At 59.8% G+C, this 20,792-nt stretch carries 18 protein-coding genes and 5 pseudogenes; 3 read left to right on the forward strand and 20 right to left on the reverse strand.

The annotated features are described in order from the left end of the window. Nucleotides 1–22 precede the first annotated feature (22 nt). The 5 genes from LRP30_RS32395 to LRP30_RS32415 all read right to left on the reverse strand — a co-directional run bounded on the left by LRP30_RS32395 (nt 23) and on the right by LRP30_RS32415 (nt 2,561). Entirely contained in the window at nt 23–196 is a 174-nt protein-coding gene (locus LRP30_RS32395) for a hypothetical protein (protein ID WP_249757411.1), read from the reverse strand. A 402-nt stretch (nt 197–598) separates the two neighbouring features. Then, nucleotides 599–1,006, reverse strand: a complete 408-nt coding sequence (locus tag LRP30_RS32400; protein WP_249757412.1) for a hypothetical protein — start codon at nt 1,004–1,006, stop codon at nt 599–601. Continuing rightward, nucleotides 1,003–1,416 (reverse strand): aconitase family protein, encoded by a 414-nt coding sequence (locus tag LRP30_RS32405; RefSeq protein ID WP_249761880.1) that lies wholly within the window; start codon nt 1,414–1,416, stop codon nt 1,003–1,005. The genes LRP30_RS32400 and LRP30_RS32405 overlap by 4 nt, the downstream gene beginning before the upstream one ends. Continuing rightward, nucleotides 1,413–2,207 (reverse strand): aconitase family protein, encoded by a 795-nt coding sequence (locus tag LRP30_RS32410; RefSeq protein WP_249757413.1) that lies wholly within the window; start codon nt 2,205–2,207, stop codon nt 1,413–1,415. Before LRP30_RS32410 ends, LRP30_RS32405 begins: the two co-directional genes overlap by 4 nt. Before the next feature lie 54 nt (nt 2,208–2,261). Continuing rightward, nucleotides 2,262–2,561 (reverse strand): hypothetical protein, encoded by a 300-nt coding sequence (locus tag LRP30_RS32415; RefSeq protein WP_249757398.1) that lies wholly within the window; start codon nt 2,559–2,561, stop codon nt 2,262–2,264. Nucleotides 2,562–3,029: 468 nt separating this feature from the next. Between LRP30_RS32415 and LRP30_RS32420 the strand changes: the two are divergent. Continuing rightward, a pseudogene (locus LRP30_RS32420) lies at nt 3,030–4,322 on the forward strand (IS256 family transposase). On the opposite strand, the gene LRP30_RS32425 reads toward LRP30_RS32420, so the two are convergent. From LRP30_RS32425 to LRP30_RS32470, 8 genes and pseudogenes are all read right to left on the reverse strand, one after another. Next, nucleotides 4,291–5,016, reverse strand: a complete 726-nt coding sequence (locus tag LRP30_RS32425; protein WP_249757414.1) for a GMC oxidoreductase — start codon at nt 5,014–5,016, stop codon at nt 4,291–4,293. The pseudogene LRP30_RS32420 and the gene LRP30_RS32425 sit on opposite strands and share 32 nt — an antisense overlap. A gap of 781 nt (nt 5,017–5,797) precedes the next feature. Then, nucleotides 5,798–6,664: a transporter substrate-binding domain-containing protein gene (locus tag LRP30_RS32430; RefSeq protein WP_249757415.1), complete on the reverse strand. Its 867-nt coding sequence runs from the start codon at nt 6,662–6,664 to the stop codon at nt 5,798–5,800. A gap of 42 nt (nt 6,665–6,706) precedes the next feature. Further along, complete coding sequence (locus tag LRP30_RS32435) at nt 6,707–7,471, reverse strand: amino acid ABC transporter ATP-binding protein (protein WP_249757416.1); 765 nt, start codon at nt 7,469–7,471, stop codon at nt 6,707–6,709. Nucleotides 7,472–7,484: 13 nt separating this feature from the next. Further along, entirely contained in the window at nt 7,485–8,369 is an 885-nt protein-coding gene (locus LRP30_RS32440; protein WP_249761881.1) for an amino acid ABC transporter permease, read from the reverse strand. Between the two features lie 309 nt (nt 8,370–8,678). Further along, nucleotides 8,679–9,095: a UPF0149 family protein gene (locus tag LRP30_RS32445; RefSeq protein WP_249757417.1), complete on the reverse strand. Its 417-nt coding sequence runs from the start codon at nt 9,093–9,095 to the stop codon at nt 8,679–8,681. Nucleotides 9,096–9,205: 110 nt separating this feature from the next. Then, nucleotides 9,206–10,502: pseudogene (locus tag LRP30_RS45305) on the reverse strand (IS66 family transposase); the annotation flags it as partial. Nucleotides 10,503–10,572: 70 nt separating this feature from the next. Further along, nucleotides 10,573–10,950 (reverse strand): annotated as a pseudogene (locus LRP30_RS32465) (plasmid pRiA4b ORF-3 family protein); the annotation flags it as partial. Nucleotides 10,951–11,274: 324 nt separating this feature from the next. After that, on the reverse strand, nt 11,275–11,526 hold the full coding sequence (locus tag LRP30_RS32470; protein WP_249757393.1) for a hypothetical protein: 252 nt from the start codon (nt 11,524–11,526) through the stop codon (nt 11,275–11,277). A 60-nt stretch (nt 11,527–11,586) separates the two neighbouring features. Between LRP30_RS32470 and LRP30_RS32475 the strand changes: the two genes are divergently transcribed. Then, complete coding sequence (locus LRP30_RS32475) at nt 11,587–12,447, forward strand: tyrosine-type recombinase/integrase (protein ID WP_249757420.1); 861 nt, start codon at nt 11,587–11,589, stop codon at nt 12,445–12,447. 43 nt (nt 12,448–12,490) lie between these two features. Here the strand turns inward: LRP30_RS32475 and LRP30_RS32480 are convergent. The 4 genes and pseudogenes from LRP30_RS32480 to LRP30_RS32495 form a co-directional block, all read right to left on the reverse strand. Then, nucleotides 12,491–13,907 (reverse strand): annotated as a pseudogene (locus LRP30_RS32480) (IS66 family transposase); the annotation flags it as partial. Between the two features lie 51 nt (nt 13,908–13,958). Then, complete coding sequence (gene tnpB / locus LRP30_RS32485; RefSeq protein ID WP_249757421.1) at nt 13,959–14,312, reverse strand: IS66 family insertion sequence element accessory protein TnpB; 354 nt, start codon at nt 14,310–14,312, stop codon at nt 13,959–13,961. 34 nt (nt 14,313–14,346) lie between these two features. Further along, nucleotides 14,347–14,727 carry a transposase gene (locus LRP30_RS45310; protein ID WP_346016187.1) on the reverse strand — a complete coding sequence of 127 codons (381 nt, stop codon included), beginning with the start codon at nt 14,725–14,727 and terminating at the stop codon, nt 14,347–14,349. Between the two features lie 84 nt (nt 14,728–14,811). Next, nucleotides 14,812–15,294: a hypothetical protein gene (locus tag LRP30_RS32495; RefSeq protein ID WP_249757422.1), complete on the reverse strand. Its 483-nt coding sequence runs from the start codon at nt 15,292–15,294 to the stop codon at nt 14,812–14,814. A 494-nt stretch (nt 15,295–15,788) separates the two neighbouring features. On the opposite strand from LRP30_RS32495, the pseudogene LRP30_RS32500 reads away from it, so the two are divergent. Beyond that, nucleotides 15,789–15,917, forward strand: a pseudogene (locus LRP30_RS32500) (ATP-binding protein); the annotation flags it as partial. Nucleotides 15,918–16,332: 415 nt separating this feature from the next. Here the strand turns inward: LRP30_RS32500 and LRP30_RS32505 are convergent. The 3 genes from LRP30_RS32505 to LRP30_RS32515 form a co-directional block, all read right to left on the reverse strand. Beyond that, entirely contained in the window at nt 16,333–17,349 is a 1,017-nt protein-coding gene (locus tag LRP30_RS32505) for an isocitrate lyase/PEP mutase family protein (RefSeq protein ID WP_249757423.1), read from the reverse strand. Nucleotides 17,350–17,806: 457 nt separating this feature from the next. Then, the gene (locus LRP30_RS32510) at nt 17,807–18,565 is read right to left on the reverse strand and encodes an alpha/beta hydrolase (RefSeq protein ID WP_249757424.1); all 759 of its coding nucleotides are present in this window, start codon (nt 18,563–18,565) and stop codon (nt 17,807–17,809) included. Nucleotides 18,566–18,883: 318 nt separating this feature from the next. Continuing rightward, nucleotides 18,884–19,711 (reverse strand): isocitrate lyase/PEP mutase family protein, encoded by an 828-nt coding sequence (locus LRP30_RS32515; RefSeq protein WP_249761883.1) that lies wholly within the window; start codon nt 19,709–19,711, stop codon nt 18,884–18,886. Nucleotides 19,712–20,792: the final 1,081 nt, after the last annotated feature.

The following is a 20,792-nucleotide window of genomic DNA, read 5'->3' on the forward strand; positions in this document are numbered from 1 at the left end:
CTTCTGAATCGTCTGAAAGCGATCATCTCGAATTGAATTTCGGGTTGGGCGTGTTGAAGTCGGACATGAATTCGATCTCGCCCGAGCCCGCGTCCTTCATGCCGAGGGCGATGCCCATCAACTCTGGTTGAGAGGCGCGCAGTGAGAGTGTCCAAGCGCGGGTCTTCCGCCAGCTGCGGAAAACCGAGATGTTCATAAAGGTTCTTCCAGAATGCCGGCGTGGCGGTTTGCAGATAGAGGTGGCCCTCTTTCGTCGGATAGATCTCCGAGTAGCTCGCCCGCTACAATGTTCGACATCGCGAAGCTCTCTCTTGACTCAGATGAACTGGCCAACCTGCAACGTGATAGCGGATAGCAACAGCGATGCTTTCACGTGCTGTCCTTCGCCTGTCCAAGGCGGTGAACCCGCGCCGGCGAAAGTGACCATGGAGGCCGAGTCAATAGTCCACGGTCAAACCGAGCCCTGAGTTGGGACTGCCCGGCTAGCTTCTGCTTCGTGTGGCAAGCTTCTCTAGGGTGTAGGGCTTCAAACCTCCAGCCACCAAAATCGACAGGAAGACTTCCGGGGCCGGGCCCGCGCTAATCGCCAGCCCCTTGTTCAGGACGTCCCCCTTTCCTGTCCTAAGATCCAGTTCCAGAAGATCCCCCGACTCCACCTTCGATGGAAAGTCCTGGTACGCGATCGCGGGAATCCCTCGGTCGATGCACTCGCGCTGGAACTGCGGGTGAAAATCTCGGCGACAAAGCCGGCGCAACCCCAGGCTGCGGAATGCATCGATGTAATAGAAGTGATGCTTGCCTTGCCCGAAGCCCTTTCCGGCGAGAGGACATCGCCACGCGTGACTTGTCGCACCAGGTGCGGGTCGACCTCTTCAAGGAAATGCTTGGCGAGTTCTGCCGGCTGTTCGGCGATACCTAGCAGCTCGTACTTCGCGGGAAAGAAGTAATAGACGCTGACGTGATCGCCGAATTTCCAGATTTTGCCTTTGAGCGTCAGCGTGTTCATCGGAAATATCCCCTCGGGTCAGTGATCTCTCCCGTCAGCGCCGATGCGGCCACGACTGCTGCGTTCGCGGCATAGATGTTCGCCTTGGCGCTTCCCATCCGCCCGGAATAGTTCTCAACAGAAGCCGTGATACAAGTCTCTCCATCGGCCAACCGCAGCGGCGACATATTCCCGGCATCGCACGCTCCGCACCCCGGTGATGTCACGGTCGCGCCGGCGCGCACGATTGTTTGCAGCACGCCGTTCTCGGCGGCCTCCCGCCAAACGCTCGACGAGATCGGTGTCACGACAAGCCGTACATCAGGCGAAATCTTGCGGCCATCCAAGACCTCCGCCGCGAGCTTGAGAACTTCTATCCTTCCACCTGAGCACGACCCTATGTACGCCGCCTGAACCGTCGTCCCCCTCACCTCACCGAGGGGCTGGCTCTTGGTGATGTCCCCAGACCCGGAGACCAATGGTTCGAACGTGGACAATCGTACTCGCAGGTGGCAACGTACCTGGCACCCCGGTCCGCCGTTACCGTTTCGAACGGTTCCCTTGCTCTGGACTTCAGGTAGTCGATGTGGTTCGAGCCGTTCGCCACGCCCATGCGCACGTCAAACTGCAACCCCGGCCCACCAAACTTGATCACACGGTTGTCAGCCCGACCCTGAGGGTCTTGAAGCAAGCGGAAGTAGATCTCCTTTCCGAGAATCCCTTTGGGTATCTCTCCCGTCAGATTGATCCGGACGGATTCCGGCACGACTATCCACATCTCACCTGTCGCCAATGCCGGCCACGTCGAGAAGATTCCTGTCATGGCGAAGCAATTCAGCGTCCCCATCGTTGACCCAGCCAGATAGAACGAGCCCGGCAGAACCCACCCCTCCTCGGCCGGTACCTGGTGCGACAGGCCATGCCTACCGACGTCGTAGACGTTCTCGCTGGGTACACCTAGCTTGTGTGCAAACTCCCTCGATTGCTCCACATCGCCCCACCATTTCAAGACCGCCCCCGTCGATCGAGGGGTGAAATGATCGAACGAGAAGACTACCCGCTCTGGATCCCATGCCTTGAGATTGTTCTCGATCAGCCAATCGTCACGAAATCCGTCGCTGATCGAGATGACATCAATCTTTGCCGTCACCACATCGCCGACCGAGACCGCGTCTTTTCCGGAAGCTCTTGCGAGAAGCTTCTCAGTCATCGTCATGGACATGCCTTAGGAGCCTCCCCCGGTGGCGGTGCGTACCTCCTGACTGTGGCGCACATGCTATGCTGGGACGATGTCGTGGTAATAGGCGTTTTCCTCGACGGTTGCCCTCAAGATGACTCCCGAAACTTTTGCGATCGCGACCGAGAAGTGCGAGGGAAGATCGTTCCGCCCGTTGTAGACTATTTCGTCAATCGGTGAGCCCTCCATAAGGTGCCCGCAAACCGTCTGCGAGGAGCTCGACACCGTGATATGAACGTGGAAGTAGGGATCCCCGTGTCCCACGAAGCCTCCGGCACCGAAGCCAGTGGCGCCGCCCCGTAAGTGCACCGGCTCCGGTTTCAGCGCCTTGTCGGGCACCCACCCCATCCCGATGATGCCGTGCGCTTACCTCAAGCGGCCCCTGGATGTCGACGTAGTCAATGCCCCGCGCGCCTTTTACCGGCTCATGCGGATATCGCATCACCTTGACCCTTTGCATCGAGCCGGTCGCATCCAGAAGGATTCCGGTCTTGACATCTTTCTGTTCGCAGATGTCCCAGAGGGCTTGAAGAAGGTCCTCACCCGGCTCAAGTCGCGCGTAGATGATCTCATCGATCTTCCCGCTGTACATTTTTCGACTTTTCTTCCAGTCCTTTGGAAGCATTTGATTTATCTCCTGTCATCAAGGAAAGAGGCGTGAAGGCCTCATCCGTTAAGGCCGCCGAATGTGAAGCTCTGCGAGTAAATCAGAGCTATGCGGGAAAGTGGGGGATGACGGACTGAGATAGGCGGCGTATCGAGGCGGGTGTCGAGCCTGCCAGAACCTCTCAAGGAGAGCGATACGCCATGAACGAGACTAGCAATATTGTGCCGCTTCGTCAGCCCGACGAGATCGATGATCCACTGACCAATGTCCTGCGCGCCGGTGCGCGGCTGCTTCTGGCACAGGCTGTCGAGGTGGAAGTCGAGACCTTTCTTGCCACGGTGAAGGATTTGAAGCTTGCCGACGGACGCGCCCGTGTCGTGCGGCATGGTTACGGCCCGGCGCGAATGATCCAGACCGGCATCGGCCCGGTCGAGGTGGCGCGGGCGAAGGTTCGCGACCGCGGGGCGTCCAGCGAGGGCGAGCGGATCCGGTTCAGCTCGGCGATCCTGCCGTTGTGGGCACGGCGGACCAGAAGTCTGGATGCGCTGTTGCCGGTGCTATACCTGCGCGGCATCTCGACCGGCGATTTCCAGGAGGCGCTGACGGCCTTGCTGGGCAAGGACGCGCTGACGGCCTTGCTGGGCAAGGACGCGCCGAACCTGTCGCCCGCGGTGATTTCCCGGCTGACGGCGGAGTGGCAAGGCGAGTACGAGCGCTGGCAGAGGCGCGATCTGTCGGCGCGCCGATACGTGTACGTGTGGGCCGATGGCGTCTTCCTGCAGGCCCGCATGGAAGACCACGGCGAGTGCATGCTGGTGCTGATCGGCGCGACGCCGGAAGGCAAGAAGGAACTGATCGGCTTTTAGGTCGGCGTGCGGGAGAGCGCGCAGAGCTGGCGCGAGCTCCTGATCGACGTCAAGCAGCGCGGGTTGCAGATCGCGCCGGAAATTGCCGTCGGCGACGGCGCGCTCGGCTTCTGGAAGGCGCTCGACGAGGTCTTTCCCGGCACGCGGCACCAGCGATGCTGGGTGCACAAGACCGTGAATGTCCTGGACAAGGTCCCGCTCTCGGTGCAGGCCACCATGAAGAAGGATTTGCGCGAGGTCTATTGGGCGCCGAACCGGGCGTCCGCCGAAGCGGCGATCGGCGTCTTTGCCGAGAAATACCGCGCCAAATACGGTCGCGCGGTCGAATGTCTGAAGGATCGCGATGCGCTGCTGGCCTTCTACGACTTTCCTGCCGAGCATTGGGATCACCTGCGCACCAGCAATCCCATCGAGAGCGTGTTCGCCACCGTGCGGCACCGGACGGTGCGCACCAAGGGTTCGTTGTCGCCGACCACCGCCAAGCTGATGGTGTTCAAGCTCGTCATCGCCGCATCGAAGACCTGGCGGCGGCTCAAAGGCACAAATCAGTTGCCGAAGGTTATCGCGGGTGTCAGATTCAACGACGGCATCGAGGTCATCCAAGTGCCGACAAACCACGCCGCCTGATCACCTCGTCACCCAAAATCCCGCATAGCTCCGAAAAACCTCCTGTCTGATGGGTTGGGCTCTGAACCCTCCATCCTCTCTGAGAGGAGGGGCGGTCACCATCTCTGTTCAGACGCCACCAGCGGCTTCGTTCCCTCGTCTCCCATTCAATTCGAGCCCAGGGCTCTAGATTTCGCGCTAAAGTCAGGTTGCCGTGCGTGCTGAGGCTGTTGCTTTCAGCCAAAATCATGTCGGATGCCTTTTCGGCAATCATGATCGTCGGTGCGTTTGTATTGCCGGCGACGTTCGAGGGCATGATTGATGCGTCCACCACTCGCAATCCAATGATGCCGTGCATGCGCAACCGGGGATCGACGACAGCGTTCGTCCCGCGCCCCATGGCGCAGCTGCCCACTGGATGTAGGATCGCCCTGCCGCGACCGCGTACGTCGTCGACCAGTTGCTCCTCGTTGCTTATTGCGGCGCCTGGCACGATCTCATCGATAATAAGATCTTTCAAAGCAGCCTGGTTGACGATTTTGCGTGCAATCCGAATGCTCGCGAGGATCGCCTGATTGTCATATTGGCCCCGAACGAAGTTGAAACGGATTTCCGCTTGAGCCAGCGGATCGGGGCTTTTTAGCCGCACCGTGCCGCGACATTCGGGACGCAGATGTATCGTGGCGATCGAGAATGTTGGAAACGGATGCGACACAATTTCTTTCGGCCATCGGCCGAGAGTGCTGGGGAAGTCATGACTAGCTGCAGGTCAGGGCGGTCTAGCCGCGGGGCACTGCGCACGAAAGCGCCAGCATAGAAGCCAGTGCCAATTAGCGGTCCAGCGCGAAAGAGCATGTATTTCAATCCGGCGACCAGCTGATGTGGGATACTGTGTTTGAGTACGTTCATGGATAACGGGCGATTGATCCGCCATGCGCAGGACGTACCGAAGTGTTCCTGCAGATTGGAGCCAACGCCCGACAAATTGTGAGCGACAGGGATCCCCATATCCTGCAGATGCTGGCCAGGACCAATGCCCGATAGCAGCAAGAGTTGCGGCGAACCATAAGCACCGCCGGACACAATAATTCGCCGGTAGCGTAAGCTGTAGAAAGTCCGCCAGAAGTCCGGAATTCTACGCCACGCAGAGTAGAAGAAATCTCAAGATCGTAACGAAAGCCCAACCCGCGTATTGATCGAGAATGGTAAGGCGGTCGACTGGTTTGTCCGTTGGCTTGCGACCAGCGGATAGATCAGCAAGACAGTACGCCTTGTGATCGATCGACGATGAGGCTGCTCAGAGAAGCAAACAATGGCAACACGACACGATTATAATCGTGGTGGATAACGCATATTCAGTACGGCGAACAAACGCCCAGGAGCGGGAGTGTTTGGAGCGATCGCAGTGTACTGCGAAAGGAAATCTGTCCAAGCGACCGCCTCGGCTCTAACGGAAGCGGTGTCCATCATCATTCTTCGTGAGCTAAGAAGTTCGCTTATTTCGGAAGGGTGGGGCCCGCGTTGATAGACGATGTTGGTCCGATCGAGCTGTCATCCACAGGCAGCCCCCATTTTTGTAACAGCTTGAAATAAGTGCCATCGGCGATCAGCTCGTCCAGCGCCTTTTTAAGCGTTTCTCCGAGCTCCTTTTTCTCATTCAAGAACGCCATGCCATACATGTTCTTGTTCAGGGGCCTTCCAAGCGTGATGTATGTGTTACCCTCGAGCTGATTTGCATGTGATATTGGACCTACGCCAGCAACAGCGGCGTCGACACGTCCCTGCTTCAACATCAATTCTTCTTCTGCTGAGCCCGTGGCGCCAACCTGAACCACGGCAGGCTTACCAGCTTTGGCACAAGTCTCCTCGCTCCATTTATTGACCAAACCAGTCGTCATTGTGCTACTGCGGGTCGTGGCCACGCGTTTTCCGCACAAGCCGTCTGGGCTCTTAAATTGTTCCGCGTTCGCCTTAAGCGTAAAAAAGAAGTAAGGTTCGTAAACGAAGTCAAGGAAACTCACACCGTTCTCGCGCCTCTCGGGTGTATCCGTCATCGCCCCCGACGCGTAGATATCTACGCGTCCGGTTTTTAGGGGAGCAAAGCTAGTTAGCTCGGCGAAGCTGGAGCCACTCCAGTTGACTTTAGCGCCCACTTTTTTGGCCATAGCTTCGAAGAGGTCGATGGCGAATCCCACCAGCTCGCCCGATTTGGGATCCTTAAATTCTAACGGTGGATAGTAAGTACTAATGTGCGCCGCATTGATGACTTTGTTCACATCATGCGCGTGTACTGTGCCGATGACAAGGGTTGCTGCCAGAGGAAGTCCACTCAGCACGCAAAGAAGGTTGATTTTCCTCGACATTTGGATCCCCTTTCGTCATTCGAACGACGTCACTGCGCTCGGTCAACTCAGCACTGCAGAGATGAACTCTCGAGTGCGGGCATGCGTCGGGCTGCCCAGGATCTGCTCGGGAGGTCCACTTTCGACGACGAGGCCATGATCCATGAACAGGACGCGGTTTGCGACTTCGCGCGCGAAGCCGAGTTCGTGTGTAACGACGACCATGGTCATGCCCGAGCGCGCGAGATCGCGCATTACGGCGAGCACCTCGCCGACCAGTTCGGGATCCAGTGCAGAAGTGGGCTCATCAAACAGCATCAGCGCCGGCTTCATCGCGAGCGCGCGGGCGATTGCCACACGCTGTTGTTGTCCGCCGGAGAGCTCAATCGGGTATGCGTCACATTTCTGCGCGAGGCCGACGCGATCGAGCAGTTCACGACCCGCCGCTTCGGCTTGCCTGCGTTCGACTTTGAGCACTTGGGTCGGGCCCTCGACAACGTTCTGAAGGGCCGTCTTATGCGGAAACAGGTTGAACCGCTGAAAGACCATGCCCGTCGCAAGTCGCTGCCGCGCGATCTCGCGCTCCGAGAGTTCGTATAGCTTTTGGCCTACGCGACGGTAGCCGACCAACTCCCCGTTGATCCACAAGGCTCCGCCATTGATGATCTCCAGCTGATTGATGCAGCGCAGGAACGTGCTCTTCCCCGATCCCGATGGCCCGATCAGGCACAGAACCTCGCCGCGGTTAATCTCCAGGTCGATGCCTTTAAGCGCCTCGAACGAGCCATAGGACTTGCGCACGTCAATGGCTTTTAGGATGGGTTTCATCTCTTTGCCCCGGTTAGCGCGACTGAGAAGCACGTCCCGCCCCACGGGCAAAATACTGCTCCACGCGCCCCTGCAGGAAAGACAGCACCGTGACGACGATCAGGTACCAGAAGGCCGCGACAAAAAGCAGCTCAATGACCCTGTTGTTGACGTAGTAGATGCTCTCTGACGCATACATCACCTCGGAAAACTGGATGACGCTCGCCAGCGACGTCCACTTCACCATGCCGATAAATTCGTTGCCGATCGGCGGCAGGATGACCCGCATGGCTTGAGGCAGGATTATTCGGCGCAACGCCTGAAGACGGTGCATGCCAATTGCGCTAGCTGCCTCATATTGCCCGTCATCGACCGACAGCAGACCGGCACGCACCACTTCCGATGTATATGCCCCCTGATTGATCCCCAGTCCGAGCAATGCCGCAAAAAATGGTGTCATCACATCGACCGTGCGCCACTCGAACAAGCCTGGAATCCCAATAGTTGGAAACACCAGGGCAAGGTTGAACCACAAGAGCAGCTGCAGCAATGAAGGAACGCCGCGGAATAGCCACACGTAAGCCAGCGCCGCCCAATTGATTATCGGACTGGCCGAAAACCGCATGATCGCAACGATTACGCCCAGCACGATCCCGAGCAGCATTGCCAGCACGGCCAGCAGGACGGTGTTGCCGAGTCCAAACAGGACCGTCCGCGCCGTGAGGTATTGCCAGCCGACAGACCATTCGATCTGCCCATGAGCGAATGCCCGAACGATCCACAACGCCATCGCGAGAACCACGGCAGCGCTGAAATAGCGGCCGATATGCTTGCGACGCACATGCTCGAATTGCGACAAATCGTCTGCGTGACCGCGCTGATCGGCTTTCACCAACTGCTCACCTACTTCGAGCAACATATTCTGCATGTCCCTCTTAGTCGCCCGACCCACCCAGTCGCTCAACGATAAAGCGCTTCAACCTCGCTGTTGGCGCACTCGCGTGCCGTGCTCACAGGACAGTGAACCTTATAAATTACTCATGCAGACTTTCTTCAAATTCGGCGGCAATACGGCAGGAATGCCTCATAAATTTCGGAAATTTGAAGAGCTTCGTCCGTAACCGGTATGAGCTCCCACGTCCGCTGTGATCAGCGGGCGCGTGGGTAGCGGATCGGCATCCAATATTGGCGCAAGGCCTCGACGGCCGCTGGGATATCGGCGTAGGCATTACGCAGAAAGTTCATGGTCTCGCGTGGCGGCCCGAGCAGCGGACGGCCGTGATCGTCGCGACAGTGTGGGCAGGATGGGCAGCAGCAGGCCGTGATTGACATTGCTGGCGTCCAGCAACGGCGCCCACGCCGACAGCCTGAGCCGCATCGCGGCGTAGAAGCCTTGGCACCAGGGACGCGCATCGATATCGCCATTGGCTTCACGCCGGTGCATCGGCGCAAACTGGCGAGGCGTGGTCGAAAGGGTCTGGCTGATCTCGTTATGACGCAGTGCCACGGCGGAGATCGCCGCGAACTCAGGAGTGCCGCCGTGGTTGAAAGCATCGGCATCGATGGCGAGCAGCGGGCAGATCCAGTCGAGTGGGCTCATCGACACTGGTCCAGCCACGATCGAGGCGACGTAGCCGTCGAGCATGGGCGACTGGTGGCGGCAGGATGCTGATCGAAGCGAGCTTGGAGCCATCGCTCGAGTTCCGCAAGCGGCATCGCGGCGGCGGCCATCGCCGATTTTATGGCGACGTGGGCTCATGCGGCAGCTTGTACGACGCGCTCGCGGGCCGCCTTCCAATTCCAGGCAAGCAGCTCGTGCAGCTGATGGCTCTTTGTTCGCCCTGAGATGATGCGTTCCAGCACGTCGTTCAGATAGGCCTGCGGATCGAGCTCATGGAGTTTTGCCGTGTTCACGAGCGACGCCAGGATTGCCGAGCTCTCAGCACCGCCGTCGCTACCGCTGAACAATGAGTTGTGTCTCCCCATGGCAATCGGGCGCATGGAACGCTCGACCGTATTGCTGTCGACCTCGACGCGGCCGTCGCGGAGAAACAGCGTCAACCCGTTCAGTGATTGAGCGTGTAGTTGATCGCCTCCGTCAGCTTCGACTGCGAGAAGAGCTGGTCGACCATGGCAGTCAGTCGCGCCTTGAGCGCTGCCATCAACGGTGCGCTCCTGGTGCGGCGGGCGGCCAGCCGCTGCTCGGCGCTGCTGCCGCGGATCTCCGCCTCGATAGCATAGACTGCCTGCAGGCGTTCGATCACCTCGCGCGCAAATGGCGACTGCATCATCTTGTAGACCTCGACGAATTTGCGTCGGGCATGGGCGAGACAAAAAGCAAGCTGGATCGCGCCACCATGGTCGCGGGCGAGCGCCTTGTAGGCGGCCTAACCATCCGCCTGCAGAACGCCGGAAAAAACCGTCAATGATCCGGCGATCTCCCCGCTGCCGCGGCCGTCGGCGAAGACGTAGGCGACCGCCGGCGGCGAAGGGCCACCCCATGGCCGGTCATCCATAGCATGCGCCCAGAACTGGCAGATGCGGGTGCGATGTCGTCCGGGATCGAGCACGGGCATCGGGGTCTCGTCGCAGAACACGCGCGGCGAGGCCTGAATTGTGCGCAGCTGGAGCTCATAGAGGCTCTTGAGCCACCAGGCTGCACGCTTTACCCAGCCGGCAAGCGTCCCCCTGTCGAGATGGACGCCCTGGCCGGCCAGAATCTGCACCTGCCGGTACAGCGGCAAATACCAGGCGAACTTCGAGACCACCACGCGAGTCACGAGCGCGGTCGAGGCTATGCCGCTCTCGGATCAGGCGCGGCAACGCCTTCACCTGGACGGCGCCATTCGGTGCGGCTGCGGCAGCCGTATTTGGGACGGATCGTGCGCAGCACCCGCAAGATCGCCGGGATGATGCCGAGCACCTCGCTGACGTCCTCACCGATCTTGTGCAGCTGATCCTAGCAGCACGGGCAGGCCGTCGCCTCCGGCTCCTGCACCTGCTCGCGGCGCGGCAGGTGCTTTGGGAGTGCGCCGATGTTGCGGCGCGCCTTCTTGCGCACCTTCGAACTGTTCGGGCCCCCAGAGGCGCATATTTTCATGTTCTGGATGAGTAGGGTCGCCGATGGCGTCGAGGTAGTCGGCATAGCCTGGCGCACCGCCGACGTCCTCCGGAGGACAACGACCGGCGGCCTCGAGCAGGAGGGGAAGTCCCTCTATCGTCGTGTTGTCGAACCATTTTTCGAGTTTGATCACATGGTCCCAGCTGTCGCCGAAGTCATAGAGATAATGGATCGTCTTGGCGCCTGTCTCTTGAACGATATCGGAGAGCCGCGCCTTGCGGGCATCGATCGGCTGGGGGCCAAAATCACCGTCGGGATCAGGGATGCCCCAACGCGCTTCGCCAGCCAGGAACTCGAAGAGGTGGCTGTTCGTCCAGCCAAACGCCGCCTGAAGCGTCAGATGCAGCCGATCAAAGGCGCAGGGTGACGGGTACGACAAGGCAACGCATCACCTCCGGCTTCACGTCCTTGAGGGTTACCCTGATCCGGACGGCGGTCGTGTTCAGGCTCATGGTGCCAGCCTCGGATCGTGCGCATGCATCGTGTAGGTCGACGCCCAGGGAAGCAGTTCGTCCAGTCGTGCCGCAGGCCAGCCATTGACGAGCTTTGCGAGGACTTCAGAGAGCCAGTGCTCGGCGCTGACGCCATTGAGCTTGCACGGTTATGCCGCCCGCCGAACTATGCCGAGTCGGGTCGTTTTCCCCAGATTTCTGGCTGACCGGCGTTTGGTCGGTTCGGCATAGTTCGTTCTGTGCCTCCGCTGTCAACAGCGGAGAACAGGAAGATGGAAGTTGAAGAGTACTTGGGCAGAAGCCGGCTGTACCGGCGTCTCAGAAGCGAGCCGCGCGGACGGCTCGTCGAGTGCTACGCCGTTCGTCTCGTCGAAGAGAGGCTCGTTCGGCATGGCGCGTGGCGCTGCCTCAACGTAGTTGGCGGGCTCCTGAGTTGGATCGCGGGCCGTCGCTATAAGCTGATTGATCTCGATGAGCAGGTCGTTGAGCAGTACCTCCGACATCGAGGCGGGAGGTAATCTATACAACCCGGTGACCGGGCAGCGCTCAAGCGATGGTTGTCGATGCTGCGCGAGGAAGGCGCGATCGCGCCGTTGGTGCTACCGCCTCTCACCCCGCACGAACGGATCTTCAAGGAGTTCGATGCCTACCTGCGATCAGAGCGCGGCTTGGCCCCGAGGTCCATCGTACGCCATCTCCCGGTCATCCGCAGGTTTCTGCACGAGGTGTGCTCCGGCGGCGCCGCCGCCCTGTGCAAGATCAACCAAGAGGACGTGATCCGCTACATTGAGCGCCACGCCCGGGATTGGAGCCCGGGAACAGGCAAGGCGATGTGCTGGTCGTTGCGCGCCTTTCTCCGTTACCTCCACCATCGGGGGCTGAACGCGCGCCCGTTGGCGGATTGCGTTCCATCGATGCGGCGATGGAAGCTCGCAACGCTGCCGACCTATCTGCCTGCCGCACAGGTGCGGAAGGCTCTCGACGGTTGCGACCGAAAGACGGTGATGGGACGGCGCGACTACGCCATTCTGTTGTTGCTGGCCAAGCTCGGCCTGCGGGCCGACGAGGTCGCGACGCTCACGCTCGATGATATCGACTGGCGAGCCAGCGAGATACTTGTTCGCGCCAAGGGCCGACAGCGTGCACGGATGCCGATACCGCCAGACGTTGGCGCGGCCATCGTTGCATATCTGCGCAGTGGCCGCCCAAAGTCGTCGTGCCGACGGTTGTTCGTCCGCACACTCGCGCCGCACATCGGGTTTGCTTCCGGATGTGCGATCACCATGATCGCCAAGGCCGCCCTCGATCGCGTTGGAATCGAACGTTGCGCACACCGCGGCGCCCATATCTTCCGACACAGTCTCGCTACCGAGCTTCTCCGATCTGGCGCGACCGACGTGCCATACCGGACTCGTTCGGCATAGTTCGGCGGGCGGCATAAACCGCCCTATACCGAGCGCGGCATAGGCAGGTTTCAATGAGCGAAGCCAGCAATGCCCAATTCTCGGCACCCTCGTCGCAACCGGCGAACAGGGCGTTCTTGGCATTGAGCTTGATCGGCCGCATCGCACGCTCGACCGCATTCGTGTCCATCTCGATACGCCCGTCATCAAGGTAGAGCGTCAGGCCGTCCCAATGACGCAGCGCATAACGCAAAGCCTTCGCCGTGTCGCTCTTCTGCGCAAGGTGATCAAGCTTCGCCTCAAACCACTGCTTCAAGGCTGCAGCCAGAGGCCGGGCATGCGCTTGTCGGCCCGCGCGACGCTCGGTATCAGATCGGCCGCGGAGGGCTTTCTCGACCGCGTAGAGCTGGGCGATGCGCGCGAGGGCCTCGCGGGCAACCGGAGCCGGCGCCGGCGAAGCCTCGCGCTCGATCTTCACAAACTGGCGCCGTAGATGCGACCAGCAGAAGGCGAGCGTGCCGGACAGGGCGTCCGCACGCGTCTCACGGGTCATGGTCTTGTAAGCCTCATAGCCATCGCAATGAATGCCGCGGTACCCCTCGAGCAGCCTCAAGCCATGAACGGCGCCGCGGCCCGGTGCATAGGCGTAAACCACGCCAGGTGGGTCAGGTCCGGCCCAGGGTCGGTCATCGCGCGAGAGCGCCCAGAAGTAGCCGGTTTTGGTCCTGCCGCGCCCCGGATCCAATACCGGCGCCGGGGTCTCATCGACACAAAGCTTTGCGGAGGCGAGCAAAACCTCGCGCAGACGGCGCCACAAGGGCTTCAGCTCCTGGGCAGCATAGCCGACCCAGAAGGCGAGCGTGGAACGATCAATGGCAATTCCGTGGGTCGCCAGCATCTGCGCCTGGCGGTAGAGAGGCAAATGCCAATGATACTTGGCGTCGATCACCTGCGCGACGAGCCGCTCGGTAGGCAATCCACCCCTGATCAGTCGCTCGGGCGCGGCCTGCTGGAGAACGACGCCCTGGCAGGCGCGGCAGGCCAGTTTGGGCCGGCGGGTGACGATTACGCGATACTGCGCCGGTACGACGTCCAGCCTCTGGCTCTCATCGTGACCAATCTCAACGAGATCGCCTTTGCAGGACGGGCAGCAGGTTGCAGCCGGCATCAGTGTTTCAACGATGCGTGGCAAATGCTCCGGCAACTGACCGCGATTGGCCCTGCGCTCGGCAGCTCTCTTCTCGCATGTTTTGGGATTGGCACGATCCTCGGCTGCTTCGAGAGCCGCGACGGCCTGGATCGATATCCTCCAGAACAAGCTGCAGCTGATCAGCGTCAAGCTTTTCCGAGGATCGACCGAACTGCGCATCTTTTGCAAGCTTGAGCAACCGCTCGAGTTTGGCGCAGCGCTCCAGCAGAGCCGCGGCAAAGGCACGCAACTCGGCTGGATCACTCGGCAGCACATCAGGCAAATCACTCATTGGCCCGAGTCTGCCTTGCTTCGCGCTCCGATGCAGCGAAGATTTTATGCCCTACGCAAGTGCTTTCGGCTGCGGGATTCGAGGTGCGTGCATGCGTGTCCAATCCATGCCGGCCAGAAGCGCCGACAGCTGCGCGGCGTTCATCCGCATCACACCGTCAACAACCGACGGCCATTTGAAGGCGCTGCCCTCAAGCCGCTTCCAGTACAGCACAAGGCCACTGCCATCCCAAACGACGATCTTCACCCGATCGGCACGCTTCGCACGGAAGACCACTGCCACGCCCTTCATCGGATCGTGGCCCAGCGTCTCCTTCGCCAAGAGTGCCAAGCCATCCGCGCCCTTCCGGAAGTCTACAGGTCGGGTCGCAACGTAAATCATGAGGCCAGCGGGAGCCGTCAGCATGAACGTGTCCGGCGCAATGCCACAAACACATCACTCAGCAGGGCAAGCCCAGGCGTTCCGCGCACCTCCACCCGTGCCCAAGGAACTCAACCGTAACAGCGGCAGCCTCCGGCGATCCGGAGGGCGCGGCAGCCGCCGGCAGCGACGTCTCCGACACCAAAGGCACGAATGATAGCGTATCCGCCGAAGCCGGCAGCACCAGTTGACCTGAACGCGCCCGGCGCCGCCAGTCATGCACCTGCTGCGGCCGGCAGCCATGGCGGCGTGCGATATCTGTTACAACCGCACCTGGCTCGAGGCTTTCCGCGACAATCTGTGCCTTCAAATCATCCGGCCACTGCTTCCGGCCTACACCAGCATACACTTCGATACGCTGCGTCAACGGTCGTCTTATGTCGTCCGAATGGTCGTCCATTATGAGCACCCTTGCCGAAGATGACTCTTCTAACGGTGCTCCCAAGTCTGCGCACAGACAATCTGAAGGGCCTCGGCGCTACGCTTACGGTGAAGGCGCATTCGAAGCTGATGCAACTCCGCCTCGCTCATGATGCCGAACAAGCCAGGAGGCGGTCGTGGTAGGCGCGAGGATCGTAAAGCCGCTCACCATCCGCAATGAGCACGCCGAAGACCGAGCACAGTTCGAGAAGCTGATGCCAGCCCCGGTTATTGCGGCCAAGCGGGAAGCGTCGAGGCTCACCACAAGACCGGCGTTGCCAAGGCCAATCTGGGCAATGAGCTTCTGGAAACCATGACGATCCACACCGCCAGCACCCGATTCGCCCAGATCCTCGTCAATGACCAGGACGCGCTCCGGCGGCCAGCCCAGACCGACGGCGCGATCGACGAGCCGGCACTGCAGCTCCGCGCTCTCCTGGTGCTGGCGCACCTGGTTCACGGATGACTGCCGCTCGTAGACATTGGCCAACTTGGCTCGGTGCGCAGTCGTGAGCCGCTCGTCAGCGACGTTCAAGCTGATCAGCACGACCCCGTCCTCTTCCGGGCGTGCCGGGAACCGCTTGCATTCGCCGCAGCAGCGTGGCGAGGATTTGAGCGATCTGGGTTTGCGTCGCGGTCGACAGATTCGGCCATAGGCGCGGAATGTCAGCCAGACGGCCAGGTGGATTTGCCAACGTCGGTAGGGGTCGATACGCAACGCGACCTGGAAGCGGTCGGTGGCTCATCCGCGAGTCACCTTCTCGTCGAGAAGGCTCAGACTCGCGCTCAAATGTTGCATCAATGGGATCAGCGTACGTGCACTGATGCGCGGCAGATCGGCGGCGTTCGGGCGGGAAGTGATCGTCTCGGCAAGATCCGTCGACGCGATCCGAACCGCCCGCGGCGCGGCCGTCCGGCAGCGCGACAACGACGTAGGCGGGACCGCGCCCCGACCGCTCCTTCAGCACCTCAAGCCGGCGCCCAAAAAGAAAATGATGGGGTCAGTGATGACGTGAGACACGACCCGCTCAAGAATAGGGATACTCTGACGTGTTCGGCGATCCGACCTACGCCGACGCTGTCCTCGATCGTCTCGTCCACAATGCCCATCGGCTCGACCTCACCGGCGAGAGCCTGCGCCGAACTCGGCAACCCGCCCGAAAGGCCTGAGCTCGTGACGCTGTGGACACGCCACTGCGCTTGGACAACGCCAAGGCGTTGCCCACATACCCATCTGTGGACGCCCCCAGGGATGCAAGAAGAATCTTTCGTCAAGCGCTGCGCTGTAGTCGGGTGCTGACATCTGTCCGGCCTTTAATGCGACCGTCATTTGTCGCGGGCCCGTATGGGAGTTCGCGGATCAGGTCCAAATCAGAAACTCGCAACTGGGCGTAGAAGTTAGTTCGGTCTGGAGAGTCCAGTCTCAGGGGATTGATGCAGAGTCGCGGTAACCCAATCGCTCAAAACCCCTACGGAAGCGTTCGAGGCCAACGGTGTCCAGGACTTCGCGATCCCACTCGCAGCGTGTGCGATGTCAGTGGACCAAATCCCTACTCTCTGATTAACAGACTTAAGCGAGGTACGTTCATTTATCTGCCTCCTTCGGCGCGACGACTGTCACCTTGAGGGTTTGGTTGTTGCGTGGGTCATACATGCCCAGCGACTTTTCATATCGATCCTGCGCCTCCAGCGGCAGATAGCGTTTCTCAAGCTCGAGCAGTTTCGGAAAGCCGGTCAGGTTGAAGTCGCCGAACAGGGACATCGGGTGATCTTTGGTAGCGGCTATGAAGTCGGTGAATGCTTCGCCTCCTTTTTCGCGCACGCGTAGCAAGAAGTCGTACATGGCAACCGAAGCAATCTGCGTGACGTATGAGCCGTCGGTGCAAAGTCTGAACTGGCGCTTCTCCTCATTGCTGAGAGGGGGTGTGATGGCAAAGAGAGAGAGTTGCAGTAGGGCATCCGGAAAGGCTTCGCGCACCGTACGGATCTCTTCGCGACTCTGCAGTGCTTCCACGTAGAGCACGTTCACGCCCGCACGCAAGTACGCCTCGCAACGACGTAGAACCTCGTCCATGCCGCCGCCCACCGCGCCTCGCGCATCAGTGCGAGCCGAGATCGTAAAATCGGGGTCGAGGCTGTCGCGTATATCGCAGGCAGCTCGGTACTTTCCCACGGCTTCTTCGATTGAGACGATCTCTTTGCCCTTGACGAATCCACAGCGTTTAGGCGCGACTTGGTCCTCCATGAATAGTGAAGCGGCGCCGGCCTGGATGATACTCGTGACAGTACGGATGACATTAATGGCATTTCCAAACCCGGTGTCGCAATCAACAGTGACTGGGATAGACACAGCATTGCAGACTCGGCGCGTCGCGTCCGTGAGCTCGCTAAGGGTTAGCAAGCCAGCGTCCGGCAGACCCAACAGGTTTGACGAAAGTGACGCACCGGAAATGCCAAAGTTCTTAAAACCCATCATTTCAGCAAGCTGCGCTTCATGAGGCGTCGCGCCCCAGATGCCAACAATGGGCAACGGTCCTTCGTTTAGCATTCTGCGATAGGCAGTGGTGGTCTTGCCCTTGATGACGTCGTCACGCAGTCTCATGGCGTAGCTCCCTCGGATGGGGTGATTGTTGAATCGAATGCGCGCAGCCGGGTCGAGACATTCTTTAGGCCCTAAACCCTCGACGATGGTCAACACGGGAGGCCGTTAGCTGTCGGAAGCCGTTTGCGTGTTCCCAGCGAGCCTGAGAGGCCGGAGAGCCCGGAGAGCCCTATGGAACGCCTGTCGACCGTCGCAATCGCGTCGATGTTGTCGAGCACTCGGGCACTCTCAATTTGCACCTGTACACTCACGGTCTGCCACCAAGTGTTGAGGCAAGCACGATTACGGCCCCGTCCCAATGCGCGGGCGACCTCATGGCCTATGCCCCGCCGGCGGGTAGTGGACCGACCCTTGCCCACTCTGCCGGATGGACCATCTTGACCAGCAGCGTGGTGACCGCGCGCTTGCAAGGATTGTATGTCATGTAATTCGACGAACCGGTCCGCGGTCGACGAGTCTAGGTCGCAGTTGGCCGGTGGGCCCGTAGAAACGACCGGATCTGACGAACCACTATTGGAATCCGTTCCTTAGGCTCGTACCACGGAAATATACTCACTTCAGATTTTGGCGCCAGCATCGCCATCTCCATCGCAACCTCATAGGGATGGGAGTCAACAGCGTCCGGCACGATCAATACCGGCACTTGGCACTGACTCACAAAGTCGCGCGTGACGGTGAAGACAAAATCGGGATTGGTGCGGTACATCTGCGTCAAAAATTGATCGGCTTGCGTCATGCTGATCTCGGGCCGGCGCTTTACCAACTGCGGGGCCCACCTTTTTATATAACCGTCGTAGAAGAGGTCGCGCGCCTCCGGCCGCGAACCACTGGGGTTAACTAACACGGCGGCCGCGATGCGGTCGGGTGCCCGTTTGAGCATATTCCAGATGAATGGGCCACCGACACAGAAGCCAATCACCATGAACTTGTCGATGCCGAGATGATCCATTAATCCAAAGTGATCATCGGTGTACGAATCCCAGGGACGATCAACCTCGAATGGGCCCGTCGATTGACCGCCATCGGCGTTGCGCAGATCGGCCGCGATGCAGTGGTACTCGTCCTTAAATTCTTTGAATGAATTGAAAGGTAACATGCCGTTGCTAAAGTGCGCGATAGTTGAATTCAATCCTCCTCCGGCGATATGCAGCAGTGGAAAGCCAGAGCCAGCCTCCTCGAAATAAATGCGCACGGCTTCATTTTCGTAAAAACTCACGACATACTCCTTTCATCCCTATTGTTCGTCAGTTGCAGGCCGACGATGAGGTAACATCCTAATGTTCATTCCCGCGACGATGATTGCCGTTATAGTTGAGTGTGAGCTCGATTCCTGCGGATATACCGTCCAGACTATGCGGGAGCCCTCCGCACACTCGCCCTCCAGTCCTTTGGTCACAACTGTCCGGAACGCTCGGGTCGCAGACCTTGACGGCGTTGCTGAACAGTTCGTCCGTTAGATGGGCGCCCTGGACACCACCTCCGAAACAGTGAAACACGTTGCCGCTCAGCGGCGAGCGCCATTTTCATCAGTCCGCTAGCCCGCCGCATCAGGGTGCTTTGCCGAACGGTTGCGCGGATCATAGACACCGATGGAATTGTCGTAGCGGGCTAAGGCCTCGGCCGGCAGGTACTTTTGCTCCAGCTCGTGCACTTTCGGGAAGCCGACAAGGTCGAACGTGCGCCAGCCACCGAGCGGGTGGTCCTCAGTGCGGATTGCGAACTCGTTGTAGGCGTCGTCTCCTCGCTTGACGAAGTCGACCAGAAAATCATACATTGCGATGCTGCCGACCGCGGGAAAATGCACATAAGTGCTGACGACGCCGAGTTTGCGCATCTCTTCAGTCGTTATCCGAGGATTGATCGCCCAAGGCGTCATCAACAGCATGGCGTCTGGAAATGCACGGCGCACCGCCCACATCTCCTCGCGGCTCTGCAGCGCCTCGACATAGAGAATGTCGACACCTGCGTTGAGATAGGCCTCCCCCCGGCGCATCACTTCGTCTATGCTGCCACCAACGGCGCCGCGCGCATCGGTCCGTGCCATGATGACGAAGTCAGGGTCCAGTTCGTTCCGCACGTCGCAGGCGGCACGGTATTTGCCAACGGCCTCCTCAATCGGAATCAACTCCTTCCCCTTCACAAAACCGCAGCGCTTCGGCGCCACCTGGTCCTCGATGAACAGGGAAGCTGCGCCGGCGCGGATGATCGCGTCCACGGTACGCACAACATTGATAGCGTTGCCGAACCCGGTGTCGCAGTCGACTGACACAGGGATCGATACGGCTTGGCAGACGCGTCGGGTGTTTTCCACCACCTCGGTCAGAGTGTGCAACCCAGAATCCGGTATGCCCAACAAGTGCATCGATGTCTGCGACCCCGAAAGGTCGAAAGCTTTGAAGCCTGCCGCTTCCGCCAACTGGGCGTGATGCGCCGTGCCGCCGGCGGCAAAGCGGAGGCGAGCATTTTTCGAAACGCCGTGGTCGCCTTGCCCTGAATGATCTTGTCACGAAAACGCACGGAAACTCTCCGTTATGTTCATGCTGGAACGTAGCACAATTGGCCGCTCCAAAACGGACCATAGCAAGGCTTGAGCCGCGAATTACTGCGAGGATGGGCCAGAGACGCAGAAATCTGCACCAAAAGCCACGGCCGCGCGATCCTTGCGCAGCGTAAGCAGGCTCTCCACCGATGAGATAGCCCGCTCCCAGACCGGACAAGACGCAAAAAGCTTGGCCGGTGCAACGCGACACGCCGGGATCGGCACCCGGCGCGGCCTTCTCCACCGCCGCGCCTCCCCCCTTCCGCGCTCGGTTTGAATATGGTCGTACGCGCGCGATGATGACCTTCTTGCCGGCCAGCGCCTGCAGCGTCTCGATAGCGTTGCCGGCATAGATCGGCCGCTCGAACGTGTCGAGCGAGAGCATTTTCAGGATTTCGGACATCTGGCCGACATCTAGCTTAGCCGCGACCCGCGACAGGACATTTTTTCCGCTGGTGGTGGCCAGCGCTAATACGGGATCATACTTGTCGGCCGAGGATAGTATAGCGTTTTCATCGGCTCGGCCAGCTGGCGCGCGTATCCGCACCCGCCACGCTCATCTCTTGTCGGCTCACAACACCTAGCAACGCGACGTTATAGGCCCTGAATTCCCGGAACACACTGCGCAGGGTTGGCTCCAAATCTTCAATTGATTAACGAAGTTCATATCCCTACCCGCTCCATGCCTACCGCGGTGCTCAGCTCGCCGATGTGCGGACAATGCTATCGCCGTTTGGTGTGTAAGTATCCGCCAAGTGCTACCCCATCTCTCTGCATGGGCGGCCGAGAAGAATAACGCGGGAGATGCCATCAGAATCGCGCTCATTAGAATCAAAAGATGGACAAAAGAATTGAATTGCATGCCGGGACCTGATTGGCGTCCACGTCTATAGAAGCGCAGGCG

The sequence above is a fragment of the Bradyrhizobium sp. C-145 genome (genome assembly GCF_023375135.1).
Classification (GTDB): domain Bacteria; phylum Pseudomonadota; class Alphaproteobacteria; order Rhizobiales; family Xanthobacteraceae; genus Bradyrhizobium; species Bradyrhizobium zhanjiangense.